The sequence below is a fragment of the Streptomyces sp. NPDC046860 genome, from assembly GCF_040645115.1.
GTDB lineage: Bacteria > Actinomycetota > Actinomycetes > Streptomycetales > Streptomycetaceae > Streptomyces.
This window is the reverse complement of the sequence record NZ_JBEYXQ010000005.1, coordinates 22,753-45,418: the sequence shown is the minus strand read 5'-3', so window position 1 is coordinate 45,418 and position 22,666 is coordinate 22,753. Positions and strand designations below refer to the sequence as shown.

The window sequence follows — 22,666 nt, the reverse complement described above, 5'->3', positions numbered from 1 at the left end:
CCGCCGACACGCAGGCCCGGCCCGCCACCCGCGAGACTGCGGGCATGGGTATACGCATGCTTCACCGCCTGGGGCCCGACCCGCGGCACAGCGGCACGGTGTGGACGTACACCGCCCCGGCGCCCGCCGCGTCCGGCACGGCGGTGCCCGTCGTCGCGGCCGGCGCGAGCGCCGTCCGCCACCCCTCGGACCCCCGGACCCGGCTGCGGCGCGCGGGCGCGGACGCCGGGCGGGCCCTGGCCCGCCGCGCCCCCGACCGGCAGGTGTGGGCCGACCTCGCGCGCGGCTACCTCGCCCTGCTGCTGGCCCGTCTGCCGAAGGCGCGCCCCCGGCACACGCTCACCGTGTTCGTGGCCTCCCTCACCGACCGCCCCGCTCCGGCCGGCCCGCGCCGACCGCCTCGCCCCGCGACACCGGGCCAGCGCCGGCCCGGCCCCCGGAAGCCGTGACGCCAAACACCCCGGCGGGGCGCCACAGCCGCAGCGCCGCCGCGTAGGCCACCGCCCCGAGCAGCAGTCCCGAGCCCGCGCCGAAGCACACCGTCGGCACCAGCTCCCAGGGCCGGGCGACCGCACCCCAGTGGACCCACCAGCGTGCCGCCCGCAGCATCGCCGCGACCAGCGCGCAGCCGCAGAGCAGGGCCACGGCCAGCCGGCGCTCCCGTGCCGACAGCGGGGGCACACCCGATGCCTCCCCGGCCGGGACCGACCGCAGGGCGCGCAGCAGGAACCAGGCGATCACCACCGCGGCCAGGGCCGACGTGCCGTACTGGAGCCACTGGAACAGCGGCACCCCGGCCGCGGTCCGGGCGAGCACCGGGATCAGCTTGGTCCCCCAGCGGTCGTGGTGGGTGAAGGCGTCCCACACCACATGGGTGAGCCCGCCGACGGCGGCGGAGACGTACCACCACAGGACGAGGCGGGCCCGTACCCGCGCGCGGGGCGCCCCGCAGCGCAGCAGGACGGCGGGCCCGCGCTGCCACGGCCGGGGCAGCAGGGCCACCAGCGGCTCCCGGACCACCAGCCACAGCCCGACCAGCGCCCAGGAGATCAGCACGTCCACGCCGAACACCCCGGCCGGGGAGTGGGTGACCGTCCCGAACTCCATCGCCTCGGGGCGGACGCCGGCCGCGTAGTAGGTCAGGTCCGGGGCGAAGGAGCCCGCGACGAGCACCGCGGGCACCAGCGGCCCCCGCCCGCTCCCGTCCCGGCGGACGGCGGGCAGGACGGCCGCGGCATGGCTGAGTGTGAACGGCAAGGGGAGCCTCCCGGAACGCCCGGTGCGAGCCGGGCCGTGATCGCGCGCCCAGTATGCGTGACGCGCCGTCACCGGGCTTTCGGCGTACGGGAGTCGGCCAAGTCGCCGAAAGCGGGAGTGCGACGGGTGCCCCGGGACAGGTGAGTGCCGTAGGGTCGGCCGGGGCCCATCTGTCGTGCACACGGCCACGTGATCCAGCGCACAGGACCGAGTACGGCACACAGGGCAACCGCTGCACCAGGTCGACCGTCACATCAGAGCGGGACAGACGCAGGCGGACGCCCGGGCGTCCGGGGGAGGGGAACACCATATGGCGGCGCACATAGGCAGGCGGCTGCGCAAGGGGGCGGCGACGACCGCGGTGGCGGCGTTGGCGGTCGCGGCCCTCTCCGCGTCCGAGGCACCGGGAGCGACCGGCGCTCCCGCTCCCCAGCAGGCGGATGCCGGCCTGAGCCTTCCCGTCGCGGACGCCTCCGCCGACGGCAACGCCACCGGCAACTCCCCGTACTACACGGACCTTCCGCCGCTGGACAGCCCGGCCCCGAGCCCGTCGCCGGTCATCGGCACGCCGGTCTCCCGGGGTCCGGGCGAGGCGGGCATCCCCGCGACCGTGCTGGACGCGTACAAGAAGGCCGAGGCCGAACTCCGCGCCTCCAAGCCCGGCTGCAACCTGCCCTGGCAACTCCTCGCCGCCATCGGCAAGGTGGAGTCCGGCCAGGCGCGCGGCGGCCAGGTGACCGCCGACGGGACCACGGTCAGCGCCATCGTCGGCCCCCAGCTCGACGGCAACGGCTTCGCCCTGATCAAGGACACCGACCACGGTGCCTACGACGGCAACAGCTCCTACGACCAGGCCGTCGGCCCGATGCAGTTCATCCCGTCGACCTGGGCGTGGGCGGGCCGCGACGGCAACGACGACGGCAAGGCCGACCCGAACAACGTCTACGACGCCGCGCTCGCCGCCGGCCACTACCTGTGCCGCAACGGCTGGGACCTCTCGCAGGACCGCGACCTGCACCGCGCGATCCTCAGCTACAACAACTCGGGCGACTACCTCGCCCTCGTCCTGAACTGGGTGGACTACTACCGCAGGGGCACCCACTCCGTGCCGGACGGCACCGGCGGCGTCCCCGCGCACCGCAGCGACGACCACCTCCCCGGCACCACCGCTCCCACGTCGCCGCCCCCGACCGCGCCGAAGCCCGGACACCAGTCGCCGAAGCCCGGCAAGCCGGGCAAGCCCGCGAATCCGGGCAAGCCCGGCGGCGGTGAGCCGACCACGCCCGGACAGCCGTCCGACCCCTCCACCCCCTCGACCCCGCCCACGCCCTCCGATACCGTGCACCACCTCACCGCACCCGACACCGGCGGCACCGAGCTGACCGCGACCGCCGGGCAGTCCTTCGCACGGCGGATCGGCGCCCGCGCGGTGACCAAGGACGGCGGGTCCGTGGCCAAGGTGCGGGTGCGGTTCACCATCACCGGCGACACCGACGCCGTCTTCGCGGGCGGCGAGAAGGTGGCCACGATCGTCACCGACGGCAAGGGCGTCGCCCTCGCGCCGCAGCTGAAGGCGGGCGAGAAGGCGGGCACCTTCAAGGTCACCAGCACGGTCGCCGGCCGCCAGATCAAGGGCGTCGACTACACCGCCACCGTCACCCCGCGCCCCGCCGACAAGCTGGTCCGCACCGCCGACACCGCGCTGACCTGCGCGCCGGGCGGGGAGTTCGCCGGACGCGTCCAGGTCAAGGCCACCTACAAGGGCGCCCCCGCCGCCAAGGTCGGCGCCACCGCCACGCTGGTCAAGTCCGCGGACGACCCCGCCGAGAACGTCGCCGGGCCCTACTTCAAGAACGCGGACGGCACGCCCGTGCGCACCCTCACCGGGCTCACCACGGACGCCGACGGCCTGCTGACGCTGCCCGCGATGTACGCGGACCTCTTCAGCGGCACCTACCTGCTGCGCGTCACCACGCCCGGCGGCGGCAGCGTCACCGTCGAGCTGAAGGTCGCGGTCGGCCAGACCGCCTCCGCGAGCCCGTCGCCCAGCACGTCCGCCGGTTCCTGAGCCCGGCTCACCGCCGGGACCGGGCCGTCGTGTGGCGGGTCGGCTCGGCGGCGGCCGGGTCCTCCGGCCAGGGGTGCTTCGGGTACCGCCCGCGCAGCTCCGCGCGGACCGCCCGGTAGCCGTCCCGCCAGAACGAGGTGAGGTCCGCCGTCACGGCGGCGGGCCGCCCGGCGGGCGACAGCAGATGCACCAGCAGCGGCACCCCGGCCACTTCCGGGGTCCGCCGCAGACCGAACATCTCCTGCAGCTTCACCGCCAGCACCGGCTGTCCGGGGTCCGCGTAGTCGACCCTCACCCGTGACCCGCTCGGCACGGTGACCCGCTCCGGCGCCAGTTCGTCCAGCCGGGCCGCCTCCCCGCCCGCCCACGGCAGCAGCCGCGCGAGCGCCTGCCCGGCGTCGATCCGCCCCAGGTCCGCCCGGCGCCGCGCCCGGCCCAGCTCCGGCTCCAGCCAGGCGTCCACACCGGCGAGCAGCGCCTCGTCGGACACGTCCGGCCACGGCTCGCCCAGCCGCGCCCGCAGGAACGCCAGCCGCTGCCGCAGCACCCGGGCCTGCTCCGGCCACCGCAGCAGCCCGAGCCCCTCCCGGGCCAGCCCGTCGAGCAGGGCCGCGCGCACCAGCGCCGGGTCGCTGTCCACCGGCGGCCGCACCGCCAGCTCCACCGCCCCCAGCCGTTCGACCCGCCGGGCCACCACGTCCCCGTCCGCCCAGCGCACCTCGTCCCGCTCGGTCAGCAGCGAGGCGGCGGCCGCCCGCGCCACGTCCTCCCGCACCGCGGCCCCGAGCCGCACCCGGCCGTGGCCCTTCCCGGCGGGCCGGTCGGCCACCGCCACGACGATCCACGGCACGCCCCGCAGCGCCGACCCCTCGGCCAGCTCCACCCGCGTCCCGGACGCCATCAGATACGAGCCGCCGTCCAGCCGGGCCACCCGCTCGGGGAACGCGAGCGCGGCGACCTGGCCCACCGCCTGCTCGTCGCCGCCGGAAGCGCGGTCGGCCCCGCCGGGCGCGGCCGACGGGGAGTCGCCGCCGGAGACCCCGCGCAGCCGCCGCGCCTCGGCCGCCCAGCGGCCCGCGTACGCGTCGCCGCCGCGGCGTGCCCGGCGTAGCGCCGCGGCGAGGTCGTCGCCGTACTCGCGCGGCACCTCCTCCGACAGCAGGGCCACCGTCTCGGCGCCGGCACCGGGGGAGTCCAGCAGGGCGCGGCCCAGGCGGGGATGCACGCCCAGCCGTGCCAGGCGGGTGCCCCGGCGCGTGACGCGCCCGGCCGCGTCGACCGCCCCGACCGCCGTGAGGACCTCGCGGGCCGCGGCCATGGCCCCGGCGGGCGGCGCGTCCAGCAGGGCGAGGCCGGAGGCGTCCGGGTCGCCCCAGCAGGCCGCCTGGAGGGCGAACGCCGTCAGGTCGGCGACCTTGATCTCCGGGGCCGGGAAGGAGGGGAGCCGGGTGTCCTCGGCCGGGGTCCAGCAGCGGTACACCGCGCCGGGCGCCTCACGCCCGGCCCGGCCCGCCCGCTGGGCACCGGCCGCCCGGGACGCCCGTACGGTCGTCAGGCCGCCCAGGCCGCGCGCGTGGTCCACGCGGGGCTCCCGGGCGAGCCCCGAGTCGACGACGACGCGGACGCCCGGCACGGTCAGGGAGGACTCGGCCACCGAGGTCGCCAGCACCACCCGGCGCCGCTCACCCGGGGACAGCACCGCGTCCTGCACGGCGGCGGGCGCGCGGCCGTGGACCTGGAGCACGTCGACCCCCGGCAGTGGTCCCACGAGGCCCGCCACACGGGCGATCTCGCCCACGCCGGGCAGGAAGCACAGCACGTCGCCGTCCCGCTCGGCCAGCGCCCGCCGCACCACCGAGGCCACGTGCGCGAGCAGCTCCGGGTCCACCCGCATCCCGTGCGGCGGCCGTACGGGCCGTGCCGGGGGCGCCCAGACCACCTCCACCGGGTGCGTGACGCCCGCCGCCTCCACCACCGGGGCTCCGCCGAGCAGCCCGGACCAGCCCTGCGCGTCCGTGGTCGCCGACGCCGCCACGAGCCGCAGCCCGGGCCGCAGGGTCTGCCGCACGTCCCACAGGAAGGCGGCCGCCGTGTCCGCGTCCAGATGCCGTTCGTGGCACTCGTCGAGGACCACCACGTCCGTGTCCGCCAGCTCCTGGTCCCGCTGGAGCCGCTGGAGGAGGACACCGGTGGTCACGACCTCCACGCGGGTACGGGGCCCCACCACGCGTTCGCCGCGCACGGTGTGGCCGACGCTGACGCCCGGCTTCTCGCCCAGCAGCCACGCCATCCGCCGGGCCGCCGCCCGCGCCGCGATCCGGCGCGGCTCGGCCACCACCACCCGCCGCGCGGGACCCCCGCCGACCAGCCCGGCCAGCACCAGCGGCACCAGCGTCGTCTTGCCGGTACCGGGCGGCGCCACCAGCACGGCGGCACCCGGACCGTCCAGCGCGGCGGTCAGGTCGGGCAGGGCGGAGCGCACGGGCAGGGCGGCGAGGGCGTCGTCACGGATCACGCCCCCAGTGTCGTACGCGCCGCCCGCGCGGTTCCTCAGTCCCGTTCGCAGACGAAGATCGCGGTGCCGGGGATCAGACCGCCCCGCAGCGGGGACCAGCCGCCCCACTCGGAGGTGTTCCAGGCCGGCCACTCCGGCTCCACCAGGTCCACCAGCCGGAAACCGGTGGCGGCGATGTCCCGCACCCGGTCGCCGATCGTGCGGTGGTGCTCCACGTACACCGCGCGGCCCTCGTCGTCCTGCTCCACATAAGGGGTGCGGTCGAAGTAGGACGCCGCCACCGACAGCCCCTCCGGGCCAGGCTCGTCCGGGAACGCCCAGCGGATCGGGTGCGTCACCGAGAACACCAGCCGGCCGCCCGGCCGCAGCACCCGGCGCACCTCGCGCAGCACCAGCCGGGGATCGGCCACGAACGGCAGCGCGCCGTACGCCGAGCACACCACGTCGAAGGAGGCGTCGGCGAAGGGGAGCGCGCCCGCGTCGGCGCACACCAGCGGGAAGCCGGCGCCGATGCGCAGCGCGTGCTGGAGCTGGCGGTGGGAGAGGTCGAGCGCCACCGGACGGGCGCCCTGGGCGGCGAGCCAGCGCGCGCACTGCGCCGCGCCCGCGCCGATCTCCAGCACGTCCCGGCCCTTCAGCTCCTCGGCCGGGCCGAGCAGCTCCGCCTCCACCTCGTCCAGGCCCTCCGGGCCCCACACGAAGCGGTCGTCACCGAGGAAGGTGCCGTGCTCGGTCTGGTACTCGTCGGCGTTGCGGTCCCACCAGCCCCGGTTGGCGCTGCTGCTCTCCGCGGCCCCGGCGTCGCGACGGGTGGCTTCCGGCTCGGACCCCGACGGGCCGTGCCCTTCAGGCTCTTGGATGATCGGCTCCCTCGTCGTACTCTTCCGTCCAACCGGCTTCCCGGACGGGTGTCACGGAAGGGGATCGCACGGTCGCGTGTGCCTGGCCGGACGATTCTTCTGCCGGGAATGCGGCGATCCGTCCGCGGTGTGCGCCTTCGCGCATTGACCCTGCCCGGCTGCCCCCGTATGCTACAAGTTGCGCTGCGGGCCTGCGCACCTCAGACGTAGCAGGTCGCGCTCGCATCTGTATGTATCCCTCGGTTCTCGAGGCGCCACCGGGCACCCGGTGCTCAAGTGGCGCTTCCTTGGCTGTCCGGCTTCTGCAGAGCGAAACGGGCTCCCGGCGTAAGCAGTACCTACGACTTCAATGTCCGTACCGGAGCCCTTTCCCACATGACGAGCAGCACCGAGACCACCGCCACCACCCCGCAGGTTGCGGTCAACGACATCGGTAACGAGGAAGCCTTCCTCGCCGCGATCGACGAGACGATCAAGTACTTCAACGACGGCGACATCGTCGACGGCGTCATCGTGAAGGTCGACCGGGACGAGGTCCTGCTCGACATCGGTTACAAGACCGAAGGTGTCATCCCGAGCCGCGAGCTCTCGATCAAGCACGACGTCGACCCGAACGAGGTCGTCAAGGTCGGCGACGAGATCGAGGCCCTGGTTCTCCAGAAGGAGGACAAGGAAGGCCGCCTGATCCTCTCGAAGAAGCGTGCCCAGTACGAGCGCGCCTGGGGCACCATCGAGAAGATCAAGGAAGAGGACGGCATCGTCACCGGTACCGTCATCGAGGTCGTCAAGGGTGGTCTCATCCTCGACATCGGCCTCCGCGGCTTCCTCCCGGCCTCCCTGGTCGAGATGCGCCGCGTCCGCGACCTCCAGCCCTACGTGGGCAAGGAGCTCGAGGCGAAGATCATCGAGCTGGACAAGAACCGCAACAACGTGGTCCTGTCCCGCCGTGCCTGGCTCGAGCAGACCCAGTCCGAGGTCCGCCAGACGTTCCTCACGACCCTCCAGAAGGGTCAGGTCCGCTCCGGCGTCGTGTCCTCCATCGTCAACTTCGGTGCCTTCGTGGACCTGGGTGGCGTCGATGGCCTGGTGCACGTCTCCGAGCTGTCCTGGAAGCACATCGACCACCCGTCCGAGGTTGTCGAGGTCGGCCAGGAGGTCACCGTCGAGGTTCTCGACGTGGACATGGACCGCGAGCGTGTCTCCCTGTCGCTGAAGGCGACGCAGGAGGACCCGTGGCAGCAGTTCGCCCGGACCCACCAGATCGGTCAGGTCGTCCCGGGTAAGGTCACCAAGCTGGTTCCGTTCGGTGCGTTCGTCCGCGTGGACGAGGGCATCGAGGGTCTGGTCCACATCTCCGAGCTGGCCGAGCGCCACGTGGAGATCCCGGAGCAGGTCGTCCAGGTCAACGACGAGATCTTCGTCAAGGTCATCGACATCGACCTCGAGCGTCGCCGCATCTCGCTGTCGCTCAAGCAGGCCAACGAGGCCTTCGGTGCCGACCCGGCCTCGGTCGAGTTCGACCCGACCCTGTACGGCATGGCCGCGTCCTACGACGACCAGGGCAACTACATCTACCCCGAGGGCTTCGACCCCGAGACCAACGACTGGCTCGAGGGCTACGAGACCCAGCGCGAGGCGTGGGAGGGCCAGTACGCCGAGGCGCAGCAGCGCTTCGAGCAGCACCAGGCCCAGGTCATCAAGTCCCGCGAGGCGGACGAGAAGGCCGCTGCCGAGGGTGGCGACGTCGCGGGTGCCGCTCCGGTCGCGTCCGGTGGCGGTTCCTACTCCTCCGAGGGTGCGGACACCTCCGGTGCCCTTGCTTCGGACGAGGCGCTCGCCGCGCTGCGCGAGAAGCTGGCGGGCGGCCAGAGCTGAACTCCCCCAGCGGGGGGACCCCCAACCGCTGAGGTTTAGCCGGTAGTAAGGCTGAGGGACTCGTACCTTTCGGGGTGCGGGTCCCTCAGGCGTTTCTGGTGCGTTGTCAGGTGCGGGCTGTGGGGGGTGTTCGCGCAGTTCCCCGCGCCCCTTCAGGGAGTCGCAGCCGGACCCTGTTCGATGATCTTGGGAATGCCCTGGTGCTTCCTGGTGTTGGCACGAGCGGACACTAGGAGGGGCGGTCATCGTGGTTGAACCGCAGGATTTGTTCGCTTGGGAGCCGAAGGGGCTCGCCGTGGTCGACATGGCGCTGGCCCAGGAGTCGGCCGGGCTGGTCATGCTCTACCACTTCGACGGATACATCGACGCGGGCGAGACGGGCGACCAGATCGTCGAGCGCGTCCTCGACACGCTGCCGCACCAGGTCGTGGCGCGCTTCGACCACGACCGGCTGGTCGACTACCGCGCCCGCCGGCCGCTCCTGACCTTCCAGCGGGACGGCTGGACCGACTACGAGGTGCCGGCCATCGAGGTCCGCCTCGTCCAGGACGCCACCGGCGCCCCGTTCCTCGTGCTGTCCGGGCCCGAACCGGACGTGGAGTGGGAGCGGTTCGCGCGCGCCGTGCAGCAGATCGTCGAGCGGCTCGGCGTCCGTCTGTCCGTCAACTTCCACGGCATCCCGATGGGCGTGCCGCACACCCGTCCCGTCGGTCTCACCCCGCACGGCAACCGCACCGACCTGGTCCCCGGTCACCGCAGCCCCTTCGAGGAGGCCCAGGTGCCGGGCAGCGCCGCCGCGCTGCTGGAGTACCGGCTCACCGAGGCCGGTCACGACGTCCTCGGCGTCGCCGCGCACGTCCCGCACTACCTGGCCCGCTCCGCCTACCCGGACGCGGCGCTGACCGTGCTGGAGGCGATCACCGCCGCCACCGGTCTGGTGCTGCCCGGCGTCGCCCACGGGCTGCGCACCGAGGCGCACCGCACCCAGACCGAGATCGAGCGCCAGATCCGCGAGGGCGACGAGGAACTGACCTCGCTCATCCAGGGCCTGGAGCACCAGTACGACGCGGCCGCCGGAGCGGAGACGCGCGGCAACATGCTCGCCGAGCCGGTCGAGATCCCGTCCGCCGACGAGATCGGCCGCGAGTTCGAGCGGTTCCTCGCCGAGCGGGAGGGCGAGGCGTAGGCGGTCCCGTGGCAGGGCCAGGGCCTTTCTTCCGGATCAGGCCGGCTCGGGCCGACGGTGCCTTCGGGCCGACCCCGGCAAGATCTGGAAGACAGGGCCTAAGCTTCGCGGCATGGTGAAAGTGGGGCTGACCGGCGGCATCGGGGCCGGCAAGAGCGAGGTGTCGCGGCTGCTCGTGGAGCACGGGGCCGTGCTGATCGACGCCGACCGGATCGCGCGGGAGGTCGTGGCGCCGGGGACACCGGGGCTGGCGGCCGTGGTGGAGGCGTTCGGGCGGGAGATCCTCGCCGGGGACGGCTCGCTGGACCGGCCCCGGCTCGGCTCCATCGTCTTCGCCGACCCCGAGAAGCTGGCCGTCCTCAACTCGATCGTGCACCCCCTGGTGGGCGCCCGGTCCCGTGAACTGGAGAGCGCCGCGAGCGCCGGTTCCGTGGTCCTGCACGACGTCCCGCTCCTCACCGAGAACGGTCTGGCGCCGCTGTACGACCTGGTGATCGTCGTGGACGCGAGCCCCGCGACCCAGCTCGACCGGCTGGTCCGGCTGCGCGGGATGACGGAGGACGACGCCCGCGCCCGCATGGCCGCCCAGGCGAGCCGCGAACAGCGCCGCGAGATCGCCGACATCGTCATCGACAACGACGTGCCCCTGGACGTGCTGGAGAAGCGGGTCGCGGAGGTCTGGGCCGAGCTGACCCGCCGGGCGCGGGGGGCGGCACAGGGGCCCGCCGAGGACGCCGCGCCGGGGGACGGCGCGGAATAGCCGCTGCGTTCCGAGGCGTTGGAACGGCGAAGTGAGGGAAGGACTTCGCCGTGCCCGAGATCAATGGTTCCGCCGGACGTACTCCGGAGACGGACGTCATCGACTTCCGCGCAGCCGAGCACCTGCTCGACGCGCGGGACCCCAGGGGCGCGGTGAAACTGCTCGACGAAGTGATCGCCGCCCACCCCGAGAACACCGCCGCCCGGCTGCTGCGGGCGCGCGCGTTCTTCGCCGCCGCGCAACTGCGCCCCGCCGAACTCGAGTTCACCGTGGTGCTGGAGCGTGAGCCGGACAACGCCTTCGCCCACTTCGCGCTGGGCCGCACCTACGAGCGGCAGGGCAGACCCGGCCAGGCCAGGCGCCACTTCCGGCTGGCGGCCGCGCTCGACCCCAACCCGGACTATCTGCGGGCGGCGCGCTTCGACTCCTGACCCCCGGCGCCCGGCGCTCAGGGGTGGTGGCGGGGCGCGGGCGGTCGCGGCAGCCCGCGCCACCGTGCGGGGCCTGCCGGGGGGGTTCCGCGCGGGGGTTCGTACGGCGGTACGTCCCGGCCGGGCTGGTAGTGCGGGCCCTGCCGCAGATGCCGGACGACCAGGACCAGGTCGACGGTGACCACCAGCCACAGCGCGGCGCAGGCGGCCGCCCAGCCGGGGCGGGAGACGAGGGCGAAGGCCACGGTGCCGAAGACGGTCCAGGCGAATCCCCAGACGCTCAGCCACAACCGGGCCCGCAGCGCGCTGCGCGCGGTCGTCGGTTCACTGCCGGTACGCATCCCTCACCACTCCCTCCTGCAACGTACTCCGGTTCCCGGGCCCGCGGGGCGTGACTCGAACGGGTGATTCGGCGCCGGGAGGGGAACGCGTGCGCGAAGATCGTCCGTTGTCCCGGCATGACAGTCGAGATGCGCGAAGGACATCAGGGCACGGGCTCCGGGGCGATCACCCCGGACGGCTGTGCCGTCGAGCTGTACACCCGCCTTCCCCCGGGCGACGAGCCGGACGTCATCGCCGCCGCCGTGCCCGCCGGGGCGCACATCCTGGAGCTGGGCAGCGGGGCGGGCCGGGTGACGCACCCCCTGCTGGAGCGCGGGTTCCGGGTGACGGCGGTGGACGAGTCCGCCGAGATGCTGGAGCGGGTGCGCGGGGCGGAGCGCGCGATACGCACGCCGATCGAGGATCTGGACCTGGGCGAGCGGTTCGACGTGGTGCTGCTCGGCTCGTTCCTGGTGCACACCGCCGACGTCCGGCTGCGCCACGCCCTGCTCGGCACCTGCGCCCGGCACGTCGCCCCGGACGGCTGTGTGCTCATCCAGCGGGAGGGCGCCGACTACCACGACAACGTCCCGCGCGAGCGCGTCGACCCCCGGGGCTTCACCGTCCGGATCGCGTCGGTGGAACCCGTGGGCGACGGCGTGGACTCGGTGCTCGCCGAGTACACCTTCCCGGACGGCTCCTGGACCCAGACGTTCCGCAGCCGGGCCCTGACGAAGGAGCAGTTCGAAGCGGCGCTGGCGGATGCGGGGCTGAGGGTGGACGCCGAACTGACCGAGGACGGGACGTGGGTCCGGGCGGTGCCCCTGGGCTGAGCGTGAGAGAGACAGCGGGTCGGCGGGGCTGTGCCCTGGACTCCGGAGCGCGGCTTCGCCGGCCGCCCGCGGCCCCGCCGCCTCACCGGGCCGTGCGGCGCCCTCCGGGGGACTCCGGCGCGCCGGGGGTGTCGGGGGTGCCGAGTCCGCGCAGGCGTTCGAGTTCGCGGCGGTCCCGCTTGGTGGGGCGGCCGGTGCCCCGGTCGCGGATGCCGACGGGGGCCACCGCCTCGCGGGGCGGGGGAGGAGGCGAGTTGTCGATGTAGCACTGTGCCGCCACGGGCGCGCCGACCCGCTTGCGGATCAGCCGCTTGACGATCACGACCCGCTCCCGGCCCTCGTGGCGCAGCCGTACCTCGTCGCCGATCCGCACGGAGTAGGCGGGCTTGACCCGCTCGCCGTTCACATGGACATGGCCGCCCCGGCAGGCGGTGGCGCCCAGCGACCGTGTCTTGACCAGGCGGACGGCCCAGACCCAGCTGTCGATCCGCACCGTCTCCCCGGCGCCGAGCCCGGCGGCCTCCGCGGCGGCCTCCGCGGCGGCCACCGCCGCGGCCGTGGCGGGATCGCCGGACGGCGCCGTGGCGGGGTCGGGGGCGGGTCCCTCCGGGACGCCGGCGCCGGGGGAGCCGTCGCCGTCCGCGTCCTGTGCAGCGTGTGCCATGGTGCCGACCCTAGCGCCCCGGGGGACCGGGCCGGGACGCGTTCTCCCGCCACTCCCGTGCCCCGCACCGGATGCGGGCCGCCCCCGCGCCCCCGAGGCTGTTGCCGAGGCCGGCCGGGAGCGAGGAGGGACCATGACGACGCAGGCGGAGGCCGAGAAGCCGCCCCGGCGCCGGCGGACCTTTACCTTCCCCAGCGCCCTGACGGTGCTCGTCGCCGTCACGGTCGCGGTCTGGCTGCTGGCCTTCCTCGTTCCGCCGGGGCAGTACACGCGGGACTCCTCCGGCGCGCCCGTGGAGGGGACGTACCACCGTGTCTCCTCGGGGGAGTCCTTCGGCGACCGGCTGAGCGACCTCTTCCTCTCCCCGGTCAACGGGCTGTACGGACTGCGCGATCCGAAGACCGGCCTGGTGGGCCCGGATCTCGCGGGGGAGCTGTACGGCGCGGCCGGTGTCTTCCTGTTCGTGCTGGCCATCGGGGCGTTCATCACCGTCGTGTTCGCCACCGGCGCCCTGGACCGGGGCATCGCCCGGCTGGCCCACCGGCTGCGGGAGCGCGGGGCGCTGCTGATCGCCGGGATCATGGTGGTCTTCTCGGTGCTCGGCACCGTGGAGGGCTTCGCCGAGGAGACCCTCGGCTTCTACGGTCTGATCGTCCCGCTGATGCTCGCCCTCGGCTACGACCGCATGGTGGCCGTCGGCACGATCATCCTGGGCGCGGGCGTCGGGGTGATGTGCTCCACGGTGAACCCGTTCGCCACCGGGGTGGCCTCCTCGGCGGCCGACGTCTCGCTGGGTGACGGCATCGCGCTGCGGTTCGTGATGTGGGTGGTGCTGACGGCGGTGACGGTCGCCTACGTCATCCGCTACGCCCGCCGGGTACGGCGCGACCCGGCACGCTCCCTCACCGGCTTCCTGCCCGGCGACCGCGAGCACGCCACCGAGGCCCCGGACGCCGAACCGGAGCTGACCGGGCTGCACCGGGCGGTGCTGGCCACGATGGTCCTGGTCTTCGCCTTCATGATCTTCTCCGTGGTGCCCTGGTCCAGCGCGCTCACGGGCAGGGCGGACGCCACCCCGTACGGCTTCGAGCTGGGCTGGTCCTTCCCACAGCTCGCCGCGCTGTTCATCTGCGCGGCCGTGCTGGTCGGGCTGGTGGCGCGGATGGGGGAGCAGCGGCTCAGCTCCACGATCGTGCAGGGCGCGGCCGACTTCATCTCGCCCGCGCTGGTGATCGTGCTGGCCCGCGGGGTCACCGTGATCATGAACAACTCGAAGATCACCGACACCGTGCTGCACTCCATCGAGGGCGTGGTGCGGGGCGCCTCCTCCGGCGCCTTCGCGGTCATCGTGTTCGCGGTGAACCTGCCGCTGGCCTTCCTGATCCCCTCCACCTCCGGCCACGCCACGCTCGCCATGCCGATCCTCGCCCCGCTCGCCGACTTCGCCGGGGTGTCCCGCGCGGTCGTCGTCACCGCCTGGCAGGCGTCCAGCGGCTGGATGAACCTGTGGGTGCCGACCACCGCCGTCACCATGGGCGGTGTCGCCCTCGCCAAGGTCGGCTACGACAAGTACCTGCGATTCGCCTGGCCCCTGCTGGCCGTGCTGTTCGCGCTGATCTGCGGGTTCCTCGCGCTGGGCGCGGCGTTCACCTGACCGGCCCCCGCATCCCTGGCCTACCGTGAGGGGCATGGACGACAGCGCCGCCCTGGCGCGGCTGGACCGGCGCCTGACCGGGTGCCGTGCCTGCCCGCGCCTGGTCGAGTGGCGCGAGGAGGTGGCCCGTACCAAACGGGCCGCGTTCGCCGGCCACACCTACTGGGGGCGGCCGGTACCCGGCTTCGGCCCCGCCGACGCCCGCCTGGCGATCATCGGGCTGGCCCCCGCCGCGCACGGCGGCAACCGCACGGGCCGCATGTTCACCGGCGACCGCTCCGGGGACGTGCTCTACCAGGCCCTCTACGACCTGGGCCTGGCCTCCCAGCCGTCCTCGACCGCCTTGGACGACGGCCTCCAACTGTACGGAGTCCGCGTCACCGCGCCCGTCCACTGCGCCCCGCCCGCCAACAAGCCCACCCCCGGCGAACGCGACACCTGTCGGCCCTGGCTGGTCCAGGAGCTGAAGCTGCTCCGGCCGACGCTCCGGGCCGTCGTCGTGCTCGGCGCCTTCGGCTGGCAGGCCACGCTGCCCGCGCTCGCCGAGGCGGGCTGGACCGTCCCCCGGCCCCGCCCCGCCTTCGCTCACGGCGCCCACGTCCGGCTCGAGGACGGCCCCGGCCTCTACGGCTGCTTCCACGTCAGCCAGCGCAACACCTTCACCGGCCGCCTCACCCCCGAGATGCTCCGCGAGACCCTGGGGACGGCGGCCCGGGCGGCGGGCCTGCCGTGACCGCTCAGGGCCGCCACGCGTAACGCACGTCCGGCTCGCGCTCCTCGTTCCCGCTGCCGTCGGTGCGCTCGACGGCGACGAAGCCGTGGCGTTCGTAGAAGCGGTGGGCGGGCCGGTTCACCTGGAACGTCCACAGCGTGAGCCCGCCCGGCGAGCGCTCCTTGGCCAGCGCGACGAACCGGTCGCCGAGGCCGCGTCCGCGGTGGGCGGGGTCCAGGTAGAGCTGGGACAGCAGGTCCCCGTCCAGCACCATCATCCCGACGATCCCGCCCTCCTCCGCCTCGGCCACCCACGTCTCGCGCAGCGGGATCACCACGTCCCGGATGTGCGCGCGGACCTCGTCGTCCGCGCGGGGCCTGACGACCGTCGGCAGGGCGGCGGCGAAGGAGCGCAGCCAGACGTCGGCGGCGGCGCGGGCGTCCGCCGGGAGCGCCCGGCGCAGCAGCACCGTCACTCGCCCGCCTCCGGCACCACGGCCGTGGCCGTGATCTCCACCAGCTGGCCGGTGTAGCCGAGGCAGGCGACACCGAGCAGTGTGGAGGAGTGCGGACCCTTGCCCAGCCCGGACGCCTCCACCACCTCCCACACCGACGAGAGCACCGCGGGCCGGTCGCTGACCACGTACACCTCGGTCGCCAGCACGTGCTCCAGACCGCTGCCCACGGCCCCCAACTGCTCCCGCAGGTTGGCGATCACCTGCGCGGCCTGGCGCACCGGATCGCCCGGCCCCACCAGTTCGCCCCGCTCGTCCAGCGGGACCGCGCCCGCGAGGAACGCGAGCCGGGTGCCCGCCTCGACGACCGAGGCGTGTGAGTAGGCCGGCGGCGGGAAGAGACCGGGCACGGTGACACGGCGGATCATGGCGGCTCCCTCGAAGCGTGGGCGGACAACCGGCCCATCATTCGGCGCCCGCACCCGCCCGCGCATCCCATTAACGGGCGGGCCGCCGCTTCCCGCCCAGCCGCCCGCTCGTACGACAGCCAGAACGAGGAGACCGCCGTGCACACCCTCTCCGACGCCGACTTCCTCGACGGCACCGCCGACCGCCTCGCGGGACTGCCCACCGTGCGGGCCGTCGCGCTCGGCGGGTCGCGGGCCCAGGGCACCCACACCGAGGACAGCGACTGGGACCTCGCCGTCTACTACCGCGGCGACCTCGACCCCGCCGGCCTGCGCGCCCTCGGCTGGCCGGGCGAGGTCTCCGAGATCGGCGGCTGGGGCGGCGGAGTGTTCAACGGCGGCGCGTGGCTCACCATCGACGGACGCCGCGTCGACGTCCACTACCGGGATCTCGACGTGGTGGAACACGAACTGGCCGAGGCGGAGGAAGGCCGCTTCCGCGTCGAGCCCCTGCTGTTCCACCTCGCCGGCATCCCCACCTACCTGCTCGCCGCCGAACTGGCCGCCAACCAGGTGCTGCGCGGCACCCTGCCCCGCCCCGCTGCCTATCCCGAGGCGCTGCGCCGTACCGCCCCCGAGCGCTGGCGCGGCACCGCCCGCGCCACCCTCGGCTACGCCCGAGCGGCCCACGCCCCGCACGGCCGCCTCACCGAGGTCGCGGGCGCCCTCGCCACCGCCGCGGCCCAGGCCGCACACGCGGTGCTGGCCGAGCGCGGGGAGTGGATCACCAACGAGAAGCGGCTGCTGGAGCGCGCGGGACTGCGCCGGATCGACGAGGTCACCGGCGCCCTCACCCCCGGCACCCTCGCGCGTGCCGTCAGTGACGCCGAGGAGATCCTGCTCACGCCGTCACGGCCCTGACCTCGCATCTTTCACCTCCCCGAAACCCAGGCGTCGTGTTCGCCACCGCGCCACGCCCTACCCTTGAGGTCGATCCCACCACTCGGCCACCGTCGTCCGAGGGCCCCCGCCCTCGAACGAACAGGAGCCCCGTGTCGCGCCCCGCCGTCCGGTCACTTCCGCCCTGGCTCGCCCACGCGTTCCGCGCCCAGCGCGGCCCCGTGCCCTGGAGCGCGGTGGTCCGCGGCACCCTCGCCGCCGGACCGCTGCTCCTCACCGGGGTGCTCACCGGACTCACCGCACACGGCGTCCTCGCCGCGATCGGCGCGATGCTCGCCGGGATCAACGACCGCCCCGGCGGCAGGCGGGCCTCCGTCCGGCGGCTCGGCACCCCCGCCCTGGCCGGCGCGCTCGGCCTGCTCGCGGGCACCTACGGCGGAGCGCACCTGTCCGCCGTGCCCCTCACCCTCGTCCTGACCGTGCTCGGCCTGGCCGCCGGCTCGATCAGCGCCATCGGGCCCGTCGCCTCCGCGGCCGGCACCCAACTCCTCGTCACCGCCGCCGTCGGCGCGGGCACCCCGGACGGTCCCCCCGGCTGGCAGGGGGCCCTCGCCTTCCTCGCCGGAGCGCTCTGGCTGCTCCTGCTCCGCCTCGCGCTGCCCACCCCCGGCTCGCTCACCAAGGACTTCCGCTTCGACGGCGAACGCCGAGCGGTCGCCGACGTGTACGAGGCCGTCGCCGCCCTCCTCGACGCGGTCGGCGGCGACACGGCCGCCGCCCGCAGGGCCGCGCTCACCGCCGCCCTCGACCACGCGCAGGACGCCCTCGCCGGACCCCGGCTGCGCCGCCACGCCGCCTCCGCGGCCGAGCGGCGCCTGCACGCCCGGTACCGCGCCGCGCTGCCCCTCGCCGAAGCCGCCACCGCCCTCGCCTGGGCCGGCGACCCCCTGTGCGCACGTGCCTCGCAGGGCCCCCGGCGGCTCGCCGCCGCCGTCCTTGACGACACCGCCGCCGGACCGCTGCCCGCCCCCACCCGTGCCGCGCCCGCCCTGCGCGCCCTCGACGACGCCCTGCTGCGCGCCGCCGAGGCGTTCGACCGCGCCGGAAGCGCCCGTAACCTCACCCCCGGCCGGCGCGGCGGCCCGCGCGGCGCGCTGCGGGCCGTGTTCGGCACCGCCGGCCGCGAGTACGGGATGCGCGTCGCCCTCAGCTTCGGCGCCGGCGCCGCCATCGCCCAGGCTCTGCACCGCACCGGCTGGTACGGCAGCCACCCGCACTGGTTCTGGCTGCCGCTCACCGCCGTCTTCCTGGTCAAGCCCGACCTCGGCCCGCTGGTCTCCCGCGTGCTGTGCCGGGCCGCCGGGACCGTGCTCGGCGCGCTGGTGTTCGCCGCCCTGGCCGCGCTGCTGCCCGACCCGGCCGGTCTCATCGTGCTGGTCACGGTGTGCGGCGCGCTGCTGCCCGTCTCCACCCGGCACTTCGCCGCGCTGACCGCCGTCGTCACGGTGCTCGTGCTCGCCCTGATCATGGTGGGCGGGGAACCGCAGGCGAGCGTGGGGCGGATCGCCGAGACCATGGTGGCCTGCGCGCTCGTCCTGATCGTCGGTCACCTGCCGATGCCGGGGCGGCCCGGCGCGGGTGTCCGGGCCCGGCTCGCCGCCGCCGGGGGCGCCGCGCACGCCTACCTCGTCCACGTCCTCGCCGAGAGCGACGACCACACCGAACGCTGGGCGCTGCGCCGCGAGGCGTACCGCACCCTCGCCGAGGCCCGTACCGCCATCGCCGTCTCGGCGGCCGAACTGCCCACGCTCGCCCGGCACACGCGGGGCACCGACCGCGTGGCCGCCGTACTGGAACGGCTCGTCGACACCACCACCGCCTGCGCTGTCCACCTGGACGACACCGGCCGCCTCACCGACCGTCACACCGGCCAACTGCACTCCGCCCTGCGGGAACTGGAGGCCGGAGGCCGGGACTGGACCGGGCTCCGCGCGGCCGCCTGACCACCCGCCGGAAAAAAATCCGCTCCGCGCCGATGATTTGTGCATCCGTCCACGGTCAGCACCCCGAACAGACCGTAGGACAGGAGGTCTCATGTCGATTCCGGAGAGCGTCACGCGTGAGCGCTGGCGCGCGGCGCGCGAGGAGTTACGGCGCAAGGAGGAGGCCGTCGAACGCGCGCGGGCCGCGCTGGCCGAGGAGCGGCGGCGGCTGCCCGTGGTGGAGGTCGGCACGGAGTACGTCCTGGAGGGCGGCGACGGCAAGGCCACCCTCCTCGACCTCTTCGGGGACAGCACCCAACTCGTCGTGCACCACTTCATGTTCGCGCCCGACCAGGAGACGGGCTGCCCCTGCTGCGCGGCCTTCCTCGACCAGCTCGGCCCGCTCGCCCACCTCCGGGCCCGCGGCACCGCCTTCGCGGCCGTCTCCCGCGCGCCCTTCACCCGCCTGCTGCCCTTCAAGGCGCGGATGGGCTGGACCGTGCCCTGGTACTCCTCCTGCCACAGTGACTTCAACCGCGACTTCGAGGCGACCGTGGACCGCGACGGCGCACCCGCCGAACGCCCCGGTCTGAGCTGCTTCCTGCGCGACGGCGACCGGATCTTCCACACCTACTCGGTGTACGACGAGCCCCTGGACGGCCTCGGCGCCCTCTTCGGCCTCCTCGACCTCACCGCGCTCGGCCGCCACCCCCACGGCGGCGACCGGCTCCGCCTCCACGACGAGTACGAGCACTGAGACGAGTACGGAACGGCCGCTGTCGTCCGGTGCTGTCCTCCGGTGAGCGGACGTACACGTTCGGCTGTGAACCGGTGTCGGCTATGTCTCAGTCCCGTCACCGGGCGAGGCGATCAACCCCTCCAGCGCGTTGACTCCAGTAAGTACGACGCACGACTGGAGGTGCGAGATGGTGATGGGGCGGACCGTGCTCGAACGCTTTCCCGCAGGCGGCCCGCGCGGCTCATGGCCGGCGGAGGAGTTCGCGCACGCGCGACGACAGGAAGGAGTGCCCGCCGAGGTCGTCATGGACCTCGCGACGGACACCTTCCTCGTGATCACCCGCGCCGCCGACGGCGTGGACTGAGCGGGACCCGGCCGTGCCGCCCGCGCCGGTGACGTCCGGCGGGCGGGCACCGGCGGGCGGGCGGCGGCCCGTGTGCCGTCAGGCCGTGACCGGCCGGGACCACTCCGGGGTGGTGCCCGTGAGCCGGCACAGCGCCAGATACAGCGGGATCGGCGGGGTGTAGGGGACCGTGGCCGCCGGGCGGCGCAGCAGCCGCGCGGTCGCGGGGACCGGCGCGCCGGGCACGTACTCGGCGGGGGCGGGCCAGGGCAGCGCGTAGTCGGAGTCCGCCGGGACGATCCACCACCAGCGCGCGCCGTCGGCGTACACACAGCCCACCCGGGGCAGCCGGGGCACGATCAGCGCCGCCAGCCGGTCGGGCACGGCCACGGCGTCGCAGCCGAGCGGTGTGGTCATGCCCTCGGGCACCGGCGGTCCCGGCGCCGGATCGGGACCCGGGCGGCCGCGCCCGAGCCGGACCAGGGTGTCCAGGCCGAGCGGCTGACCGGCGGCGCCGGTCACGGCTGTCCCCGCAGACCGACCCGCTCGGCCATGTGCCGGTACTGCTCCGGCACCCGCGCGTGCCGGGGCGCGTCGGCGCGGTCGTCCTCGCCGGGAGCGCGCGCCGGATCGGGCTTGCCGCGCGTGCCCCAGCCGAGGTCGTGACGGGGCTCGGCGGCGGCCGGCGCCGAGCACCCGTCCGTCGCGGGGCCCCGCTCCAGCTCGGCCCAGACCAGCAGGCCGGCGCCGTCCTCCTGGGCACCCCAGGCCCGGCACAGCGCGGCGACGAGAAGCAATCCCCTCCCGTGCTCCTCGTCGGGCCGCTGCTGTGCCGGGTGGGGCTCGCCGGGCGCGCATCCCTCGTCGCGCACGGCGATGCGCACCAGGCCGTCGTGGTCGCGCAGTTCGCACACCACACGAGTGCTCGCGGTGTGCACGATCGCGTTGGTGACCAGCTCGGACATGACCAGGACCGCGCTGTCGCGGGTGTCCGCGCACACCGACCAGCCGGTCAGCCGGGCACGGGCCAGACGCCTGGCCTGCGCGGGCGAACCCGGATGCGCGGCCAGCTCGAAACGCAAGCGGCGGCCGGCCCCGGCCGGAGCCGCCACCGGTGCCGTTGCGACGCCGGGACGGGAACGGTCTGCGGCGGAGTCTGTTCCTAAGGGCGCGGACGGAATCACGCTTGCCACTATCTCCCCGCCGTGAACACTTGGCAAGTGTCACTCTGGAAAATGCAGAGTGCTGTATGACGCGGTGAACGGCCGTGGCACACTGCTCGCAACAGCACGTCGCGCGGCGCCAATTGGGACGGTCGTCGATCCAGCCGGATCTTCGGACGAGTCTTCGAACGGCGCCGCAGGGCTGTCGGGGTTCCGCAGCCGGAACTCCCGCCGGAGAGGCTCCCGTCCAGGGGAGCCCCCCTCGAACGACGCTCCCGTCCAGGGACCGAGATCTCTTCCGCCGGAGGTGGCAACGTGAGCGAACCGCGGTCCGCGCCGACCGTGGGCCAGGTGGTCCTCGGCCGGCGCCTGCTGGATCTGCGGGAACGCGCGGGCCTCAAGCGCGAGGAGGCCGCCCGCGTCCTGCGCGTCGCCCCCGCCACCGTGCGCCGGATGGAGATGGCCGAGGTCTCCCTCAAGATCCCGTACCTCCAGCTGCTGCTGAAGTCCTACGGCGTCGCCGACGACGAGGCCGAACTCTTCGTCCAGCTCGCCGAGGAGGCCAACAGACCCGGCTGGTGGCAGCGGTTCCACGACATCCTGCCCGGCTGGTTCTCCATGTACGTCAGCCTGGAGGGCGCCGCCGCGCTCATCCGCTCCTACGAGCCGCACTTCGTCCCCGGACTGCTCCAGACCGAGGAGTACGCGCGCGGGGTGCTCAGATCCGGCGCCATCGGCCAGACCAGCCCCGACGACATCGAGCGCCACGTCGACCTGCGGATGCGCCGTCAGGAACTGCTCACCCGCCCCGACGCGCCCCGCTTCTGGGCGGTGATGGACGAGACCGCCCTGCGCCGCCCGGTCGGCGGACCGGAGGTGATGCGCGCCCAGCTCGACAGACTCCTGGAGGCGACGACGCTGCCCGGCGTCACCCTCCAGGTGGCCCCGTTCGCCAACGGGCCGCATCCGGGCACGTACGGCCCCTTCGTACTGTTCCGGTTCGCCATGCCCGAACTCCCGGACATGGTCTACAGCGAGTACCTGACCGGCGCCGTCTACCTCGACGCGCGCTCCGAGGTGGCCACCCACCTGGAGGTCATGGACCGCATGGCGGCACAGGCCGCCACGGCACAACGCACGAAGGAGATCCTGCGGGATCTCCGCAAGGAGCTGTGAATGGATCGCATCAATCCGCGCCGCCGCGTCTACAACGGCATGCCCGCGCGGGAGCTGGGCGCCGTGGGCTGGCACAAGCCCTGGAGCGGAGGCAACGGCGGCAACTGCCTGGAGGCCATGAAACTGGCCGACGGCCGCATCGCCGTACGCCAGTCCACCGACCCGGACGGCCCCGCGCTGATCTACACCACCGACGAGATGACCGCCTTCATAGAGGGCGCCAAGGCCGGAGAGGCGGACTTCCTGCTCTCCTGAAGCGCTGCCACTGTTTTTGACCCATGCTCACCACCCTTGCGCACAGCCCCGTGAGACCTGACAACCTCGTGAGACCGCACAGACCGTGAGACCCCGCAGACCTGGCCCGCA

24 protein-coding genes are annotated in these 22,666 nt (G+C 74.4%); 15 read left to right on the top strand and 9 right to left on the bottom strand.

Going from position 1 to position 22,666, the window contains the following annotated elements:
• The first annotated feature begins 44 nt into the window (after window positions 1-44).
• Entirely contained in the window at window positions 45-449 is a 405-nt protein-coding gene (locus ABZ898_RS09435) for a hypothetical protein (RefSeq protein WP_361654824.1), read from the top strand.
• Here the strand turns inward: ABZ898_RS09435 and ABZ898_RS09430 are convergent.
• Window positions 361-1,257: a DUF4184 family protein gene (locus ABZ898_RS09430; protein WP_361654822.1), complete on the bottom strand. Its 897-nt coding sequence runs from the start codon at window positions 1,255-1,257 to the stop codon at window positions 361-363. The two genes, ABZ898_RS09435 and ABZ898_RS09430, sit on opposite strands and share 89 nt — an antisense overlap.
• 310 nt (window positions 1,258-1,567) lie before the next feature.
• On the opposite strand from ABZ898_RS09430, the gene ABZ898_RS09425 reads away from it, so the two are divergent.
• Complete coding sequence (locus ABZ898_RS09425) at window positions 1,568-3,325, top strand: lytic murein transglycosylase (RefSeq protein WP_361654819.1); 1,758 nt, start codon at window positions 1,568-1,570, stop codon at window positions 3,323-3,325.
• 7 nt (window positions 3,326-3,332) lie between these two features.
• Here ABZ898_RS09425 and hrpB read toward each other — a convergent pair whose 3' ends face one another.
• Entirely contained in the window at window positions 3,333-5,840 is a 2,508-nt protein-coding gene (gene hrpB / locus ABZ898_RS09420; protein ID WP_361654817.1) for an ATP-dependent helicase HrpB, read from the bottom strand.
• Window positions 5,841-5,875: 35 nt separating this feature from the next.
• A complete protein-coding gene (locus ABZ898_RS09415) occupies window positions 5,876-6,703 on the bottom strand; it encodes a class I SAM-dependent methyltransferase (protein ID WP_361655528.1) in 828 nt (275 codons plus the stop codon).
• A gap of 372 nt (window positions 6,704-7,075) precedes the next feature.
• Here ABZ898_RS09415 and rpsA point away from each other — a divergent pair, with 372 nt between their 5' ends.
• The 4 genes from rpsA to ABZ898_RS09395 all read left to right on the top strand — a co-directional run bounded on the left by rpsA (window position 7,076) and on the right by ABZ898_RS09395 (window position 10,952).
• The gene (gene rpsA / locus ABZ898_RS09410) at window positions 7,076-8,575 is read left to right on the top strand and encodes a 30S ribosomal protein S1 (RefSeq protein ID WP_361654814.1); all 1,500 of its coding nucleotides are present in this window, start codon (window positions 7,076-7,078) and stop codon (window positions 8,573-8,575) included.
• 247 nt (window positions 8,576-8,822) lie between these two features.
• Window positions 8,823-9,761: a PAC2 family protein gene (locus ABZ898_RS09405; RefSeq protein WP_361654811.1), complete on the top strand. Its 939-nt coding sequence runs from the start codon at window positions 8,823-8,825 to the stop codon at window positions 9,759-9,761.
• 112 nt (window positions 9,762-9,873) lie between these two features.
• Window positions 9,874-10,521, top strand: coding sequence for a dephospho-CoA kinase (coaE, locus tag ABZ898_RS09400; RefSeq protein ID WP_361654808.1), 648 nt, complete (start codon window positions 9,874-9,876; stop codon window positions 10,519-10,521).
• A gap of 50 nt (window positions 10,522-10,571) precedes the next feature.
• The gene (locus tag ABZ898_RS09395; protein ID WP_135785462.1) at window positions 10,572-10,952 is read left to right on the top strand and encodes a tetratricopeptide repeat protein; all 381 of its coding nucleotides are present in this window, start codon (window positions 10,572-10,574) and stop codon (window positions 10,950-10,952) included.
• A gap of 17 nt (window positions 10,953-10,969) precedes the next feature.
• Here ABZ898_RS09395 and ABZ898_RS09390 read toward each other — a convergent pair whose 3' ends face one another.
• Entirely contained in the window at window positions 10,970-11,293 is a 324-nt protein-coding gene (locus tag ABZ898_RS09390; RefSeq protein ID WP_361654805.1) for a DUF6343 family protein, read from the bottom strand.
• Between the two features lie 129 nt (window positions 11,294-11,422).
• Between ABZ898_RS09390 and ABZ898_RS09385 the strand changes: the two genes are divergently transcribed.
• Complete coding sequence (locus tag ABZ898_RS09385) at window positions 11,423-12,106, top strand: methyltransferase domain-containing protein (RefSeq protein ID WP_361655525.1); 684 nt, start codon at window positions 11,423-11,425, stop codon at window positions 12,104-12,106.
• 82 nt (window positions 12,107-12,188) lie between these two features.
• Here the strand turns inward: ABZ898_RS09385 and ABZ898_RS09380 are convergent, their stop codons facing one another.
• Window positions 12,189-12,770, bottom strand: a complete 582-nt coding sequence (locus tag ABZ898_RS09380) for an RNA-binding S4 domain-containing protein (protein WP_361654802.1) — start codon at window positions 12,768-12,770, stop codon at window positions 12,189-12,191.
• A gap of 133 nt (window positions 12,771-12,903) precedes the next feature.
• Here ABZ898_RS09380 and ABZ898_RS09375 point away from each other — a divergent pair, with 133 nt between their 5' ends.
• Both ABZ898_RS09375 and ABZ898_RS09370 read left to right on the top strand, forming a co-directional pair.
• Window positions 12,904-14,424, top strand: a complete 1,521-nt coding sequence (locus ABZ898_RS09375; protein ID WP_361654800.1) for a YfcC family protein — start codon at window positions 12,904-12,906, stop codon at window positions 14,422-14,424.
• A gap of 34 nt (window positions 14,425-14,458) precedes the next feature.
• A complete protein-coding gene (locus ABZ898_RS09370) occupies window positions 14,459-15,157 on the top strand; it encodes a uracil-DNA glycosylase (RefSeq protein ID WP_361654799.1) in 699 nt (232 codons plus the stop codon).
• A 4-nt stretch (window positions 15,158-15,161) separates the two neighbouring features.
• Here ABZ898_RS09370 and ABZ898_RS09365 read toward each other — a convergent pair whose 3' ends face one another.
• Window positions 15,162-15,611, bottom strand: a complete 450-nt coding sequence (locus tag ABZ898_RS09365) for a GNAT family N-acetyltransferase (RefSeq protein ID WP_361654797.1) — start codon at window positions 15,609-15,611, stop codon at window positions 15,162-15,164.
• Window positions 15,608-16,018 carry a RidA family protein gene (locus tag ABZ898_RS09360; protein WP_361654796.1) on the bottom strand — a complete coding sequence of 137 codons (411 nt, stop codon included), beginning with the start codon at window positions 16,016-16,018 and terminating at the stop codon, window positions 15,608-15,610. Before ABZ898_RS09360 ends, ABZ898_RS09365 begins: the two co-directional genes overlap by 4 nt.
• A 138-nt stretch (window positions 16,019-16,156) precedes the next feature.
• Between ABZ898_RS09360 and ABZ898_RS09355 the strand changes: the two genes are divergently transcribed.
• The 4 genes from ABZ898_RS09355 (at window position 16,157) to ABZ898_RS09340 (ending at window position 19,982) form a co-directional block, all read left to right on the top strand.
• A complete protein-coding gene (locus ABZ898_RS09355) occupies window positions 16,157-16,918 on the top strand; it encodes a nucleotidyltransferase domain-containing protein (RefSeq protein ID WP_361654793.1) in 762 nt (253 codons plus the stop codon).
• A 131-nt stretch (window positions 16,919-17,049) separates the two neighbouring features.
• Window positions 17,050-18,900, top strand: coding sequence for an FUSC family protein (locus ABZ898_RS09350; protein ID WP_361654790.1), 1,851 nt, complete (start codon window positions 17,050-17,052; stop codon window positions 18,898-18,900).
• A 91-nt stretch (window positions 18,901-18,991) separates the two neighbouring features.
• Window positions 18,992-19,636, top strand: coding sequence for a DUF899 domain-containing protein (locus ABZ898_RS09345; RefSeq protein ID WP_361654787.1), 645 nt, complete (start codon window positions 18,992-18,994; stop codon window positions 19,634-19,636).
• A gap of 175 nt (window positions 19,637-19,811) precedes the next feature.
• The gene (locus ABZ898_RS09340) at window positions 19,812-19,982 is read left to right on the top strand and encodes a hypothetical protein (RefSeq protein WP_361655560.1); all 171 of its coding nucleotides are present in this window, start codon (window positions 19,812-19,814) and stop codon (window positions 19,980-19,982) included.
• A gap of 78 nt (window positions 19,983-20,060) precedes the next feature.
• Here the strand turns inward: ABZ898_RS09340 and ABZ898_RS09335 are convergent, their stop codons facing one another.
• The gene (locus tag ABZ898_RS09335) at window positions 20,061-20,483 is read right to left on the bottom strand and encodes a hypothetical protein (RefSeq protein ID WP_361654785.1); all 423 of its coding nucleotides are present in this window, start codon (window positions 20,481-20,483) and stop codon (window positions 20,061-20,063) included.
• Window positions 20,480-21,154 (bottom strand): ATP-binding protein, encoded by a 675-nt coding sequence (locus tag ABZ898_RS09330; RefSeq protein ID WP_361654782.1) that lies wholly within the window; start codon window positions 21,152-21,154, stop codon window positions 20,480-20,482. Before ABZ898_RS09330 ends, ABZ898_RS09335 begins: the two co-directional genes overlap by 4 nt.
• Before the next feature lie 285 nt (window positions 21,155-21,439).
• On the opposite strand from ABZ898_RS09330, the gene ABZ898_RS09325 reads away from it, so the two are divergent.
• Together ABZ898_RS09325 and ABZ898_RS09320 are read left to right on the top strand one after the other, a co-directional pair.
• Window positions 21,440-22,300: a helix-turn-helix transcriptional regulator gene (locus ABZ898_RS09325; RefSeq protein ID WP_361654779.1), complete on the top strand. Its 861-nt coding sequence runs from the start codon at window positions 21,440-21,442 to the stop codon at window positions 22,298-22,300.
• The gene (locus ABZ898_RS09320) at window positions 22,301-22,555 is read left to right on the top strand and encodes a DUF397 domain-containing protein (protein ID WP_217463782.1); all 255 of its coding nucleotides are present in this window, start codon (window positions 22,301-22,303) and stop codon (window positions 22,553-22,555) included. It begins immediately after the preceding gene.
• Window positions 22,556-22,666 lie beyond the last annotated feature (111 nt).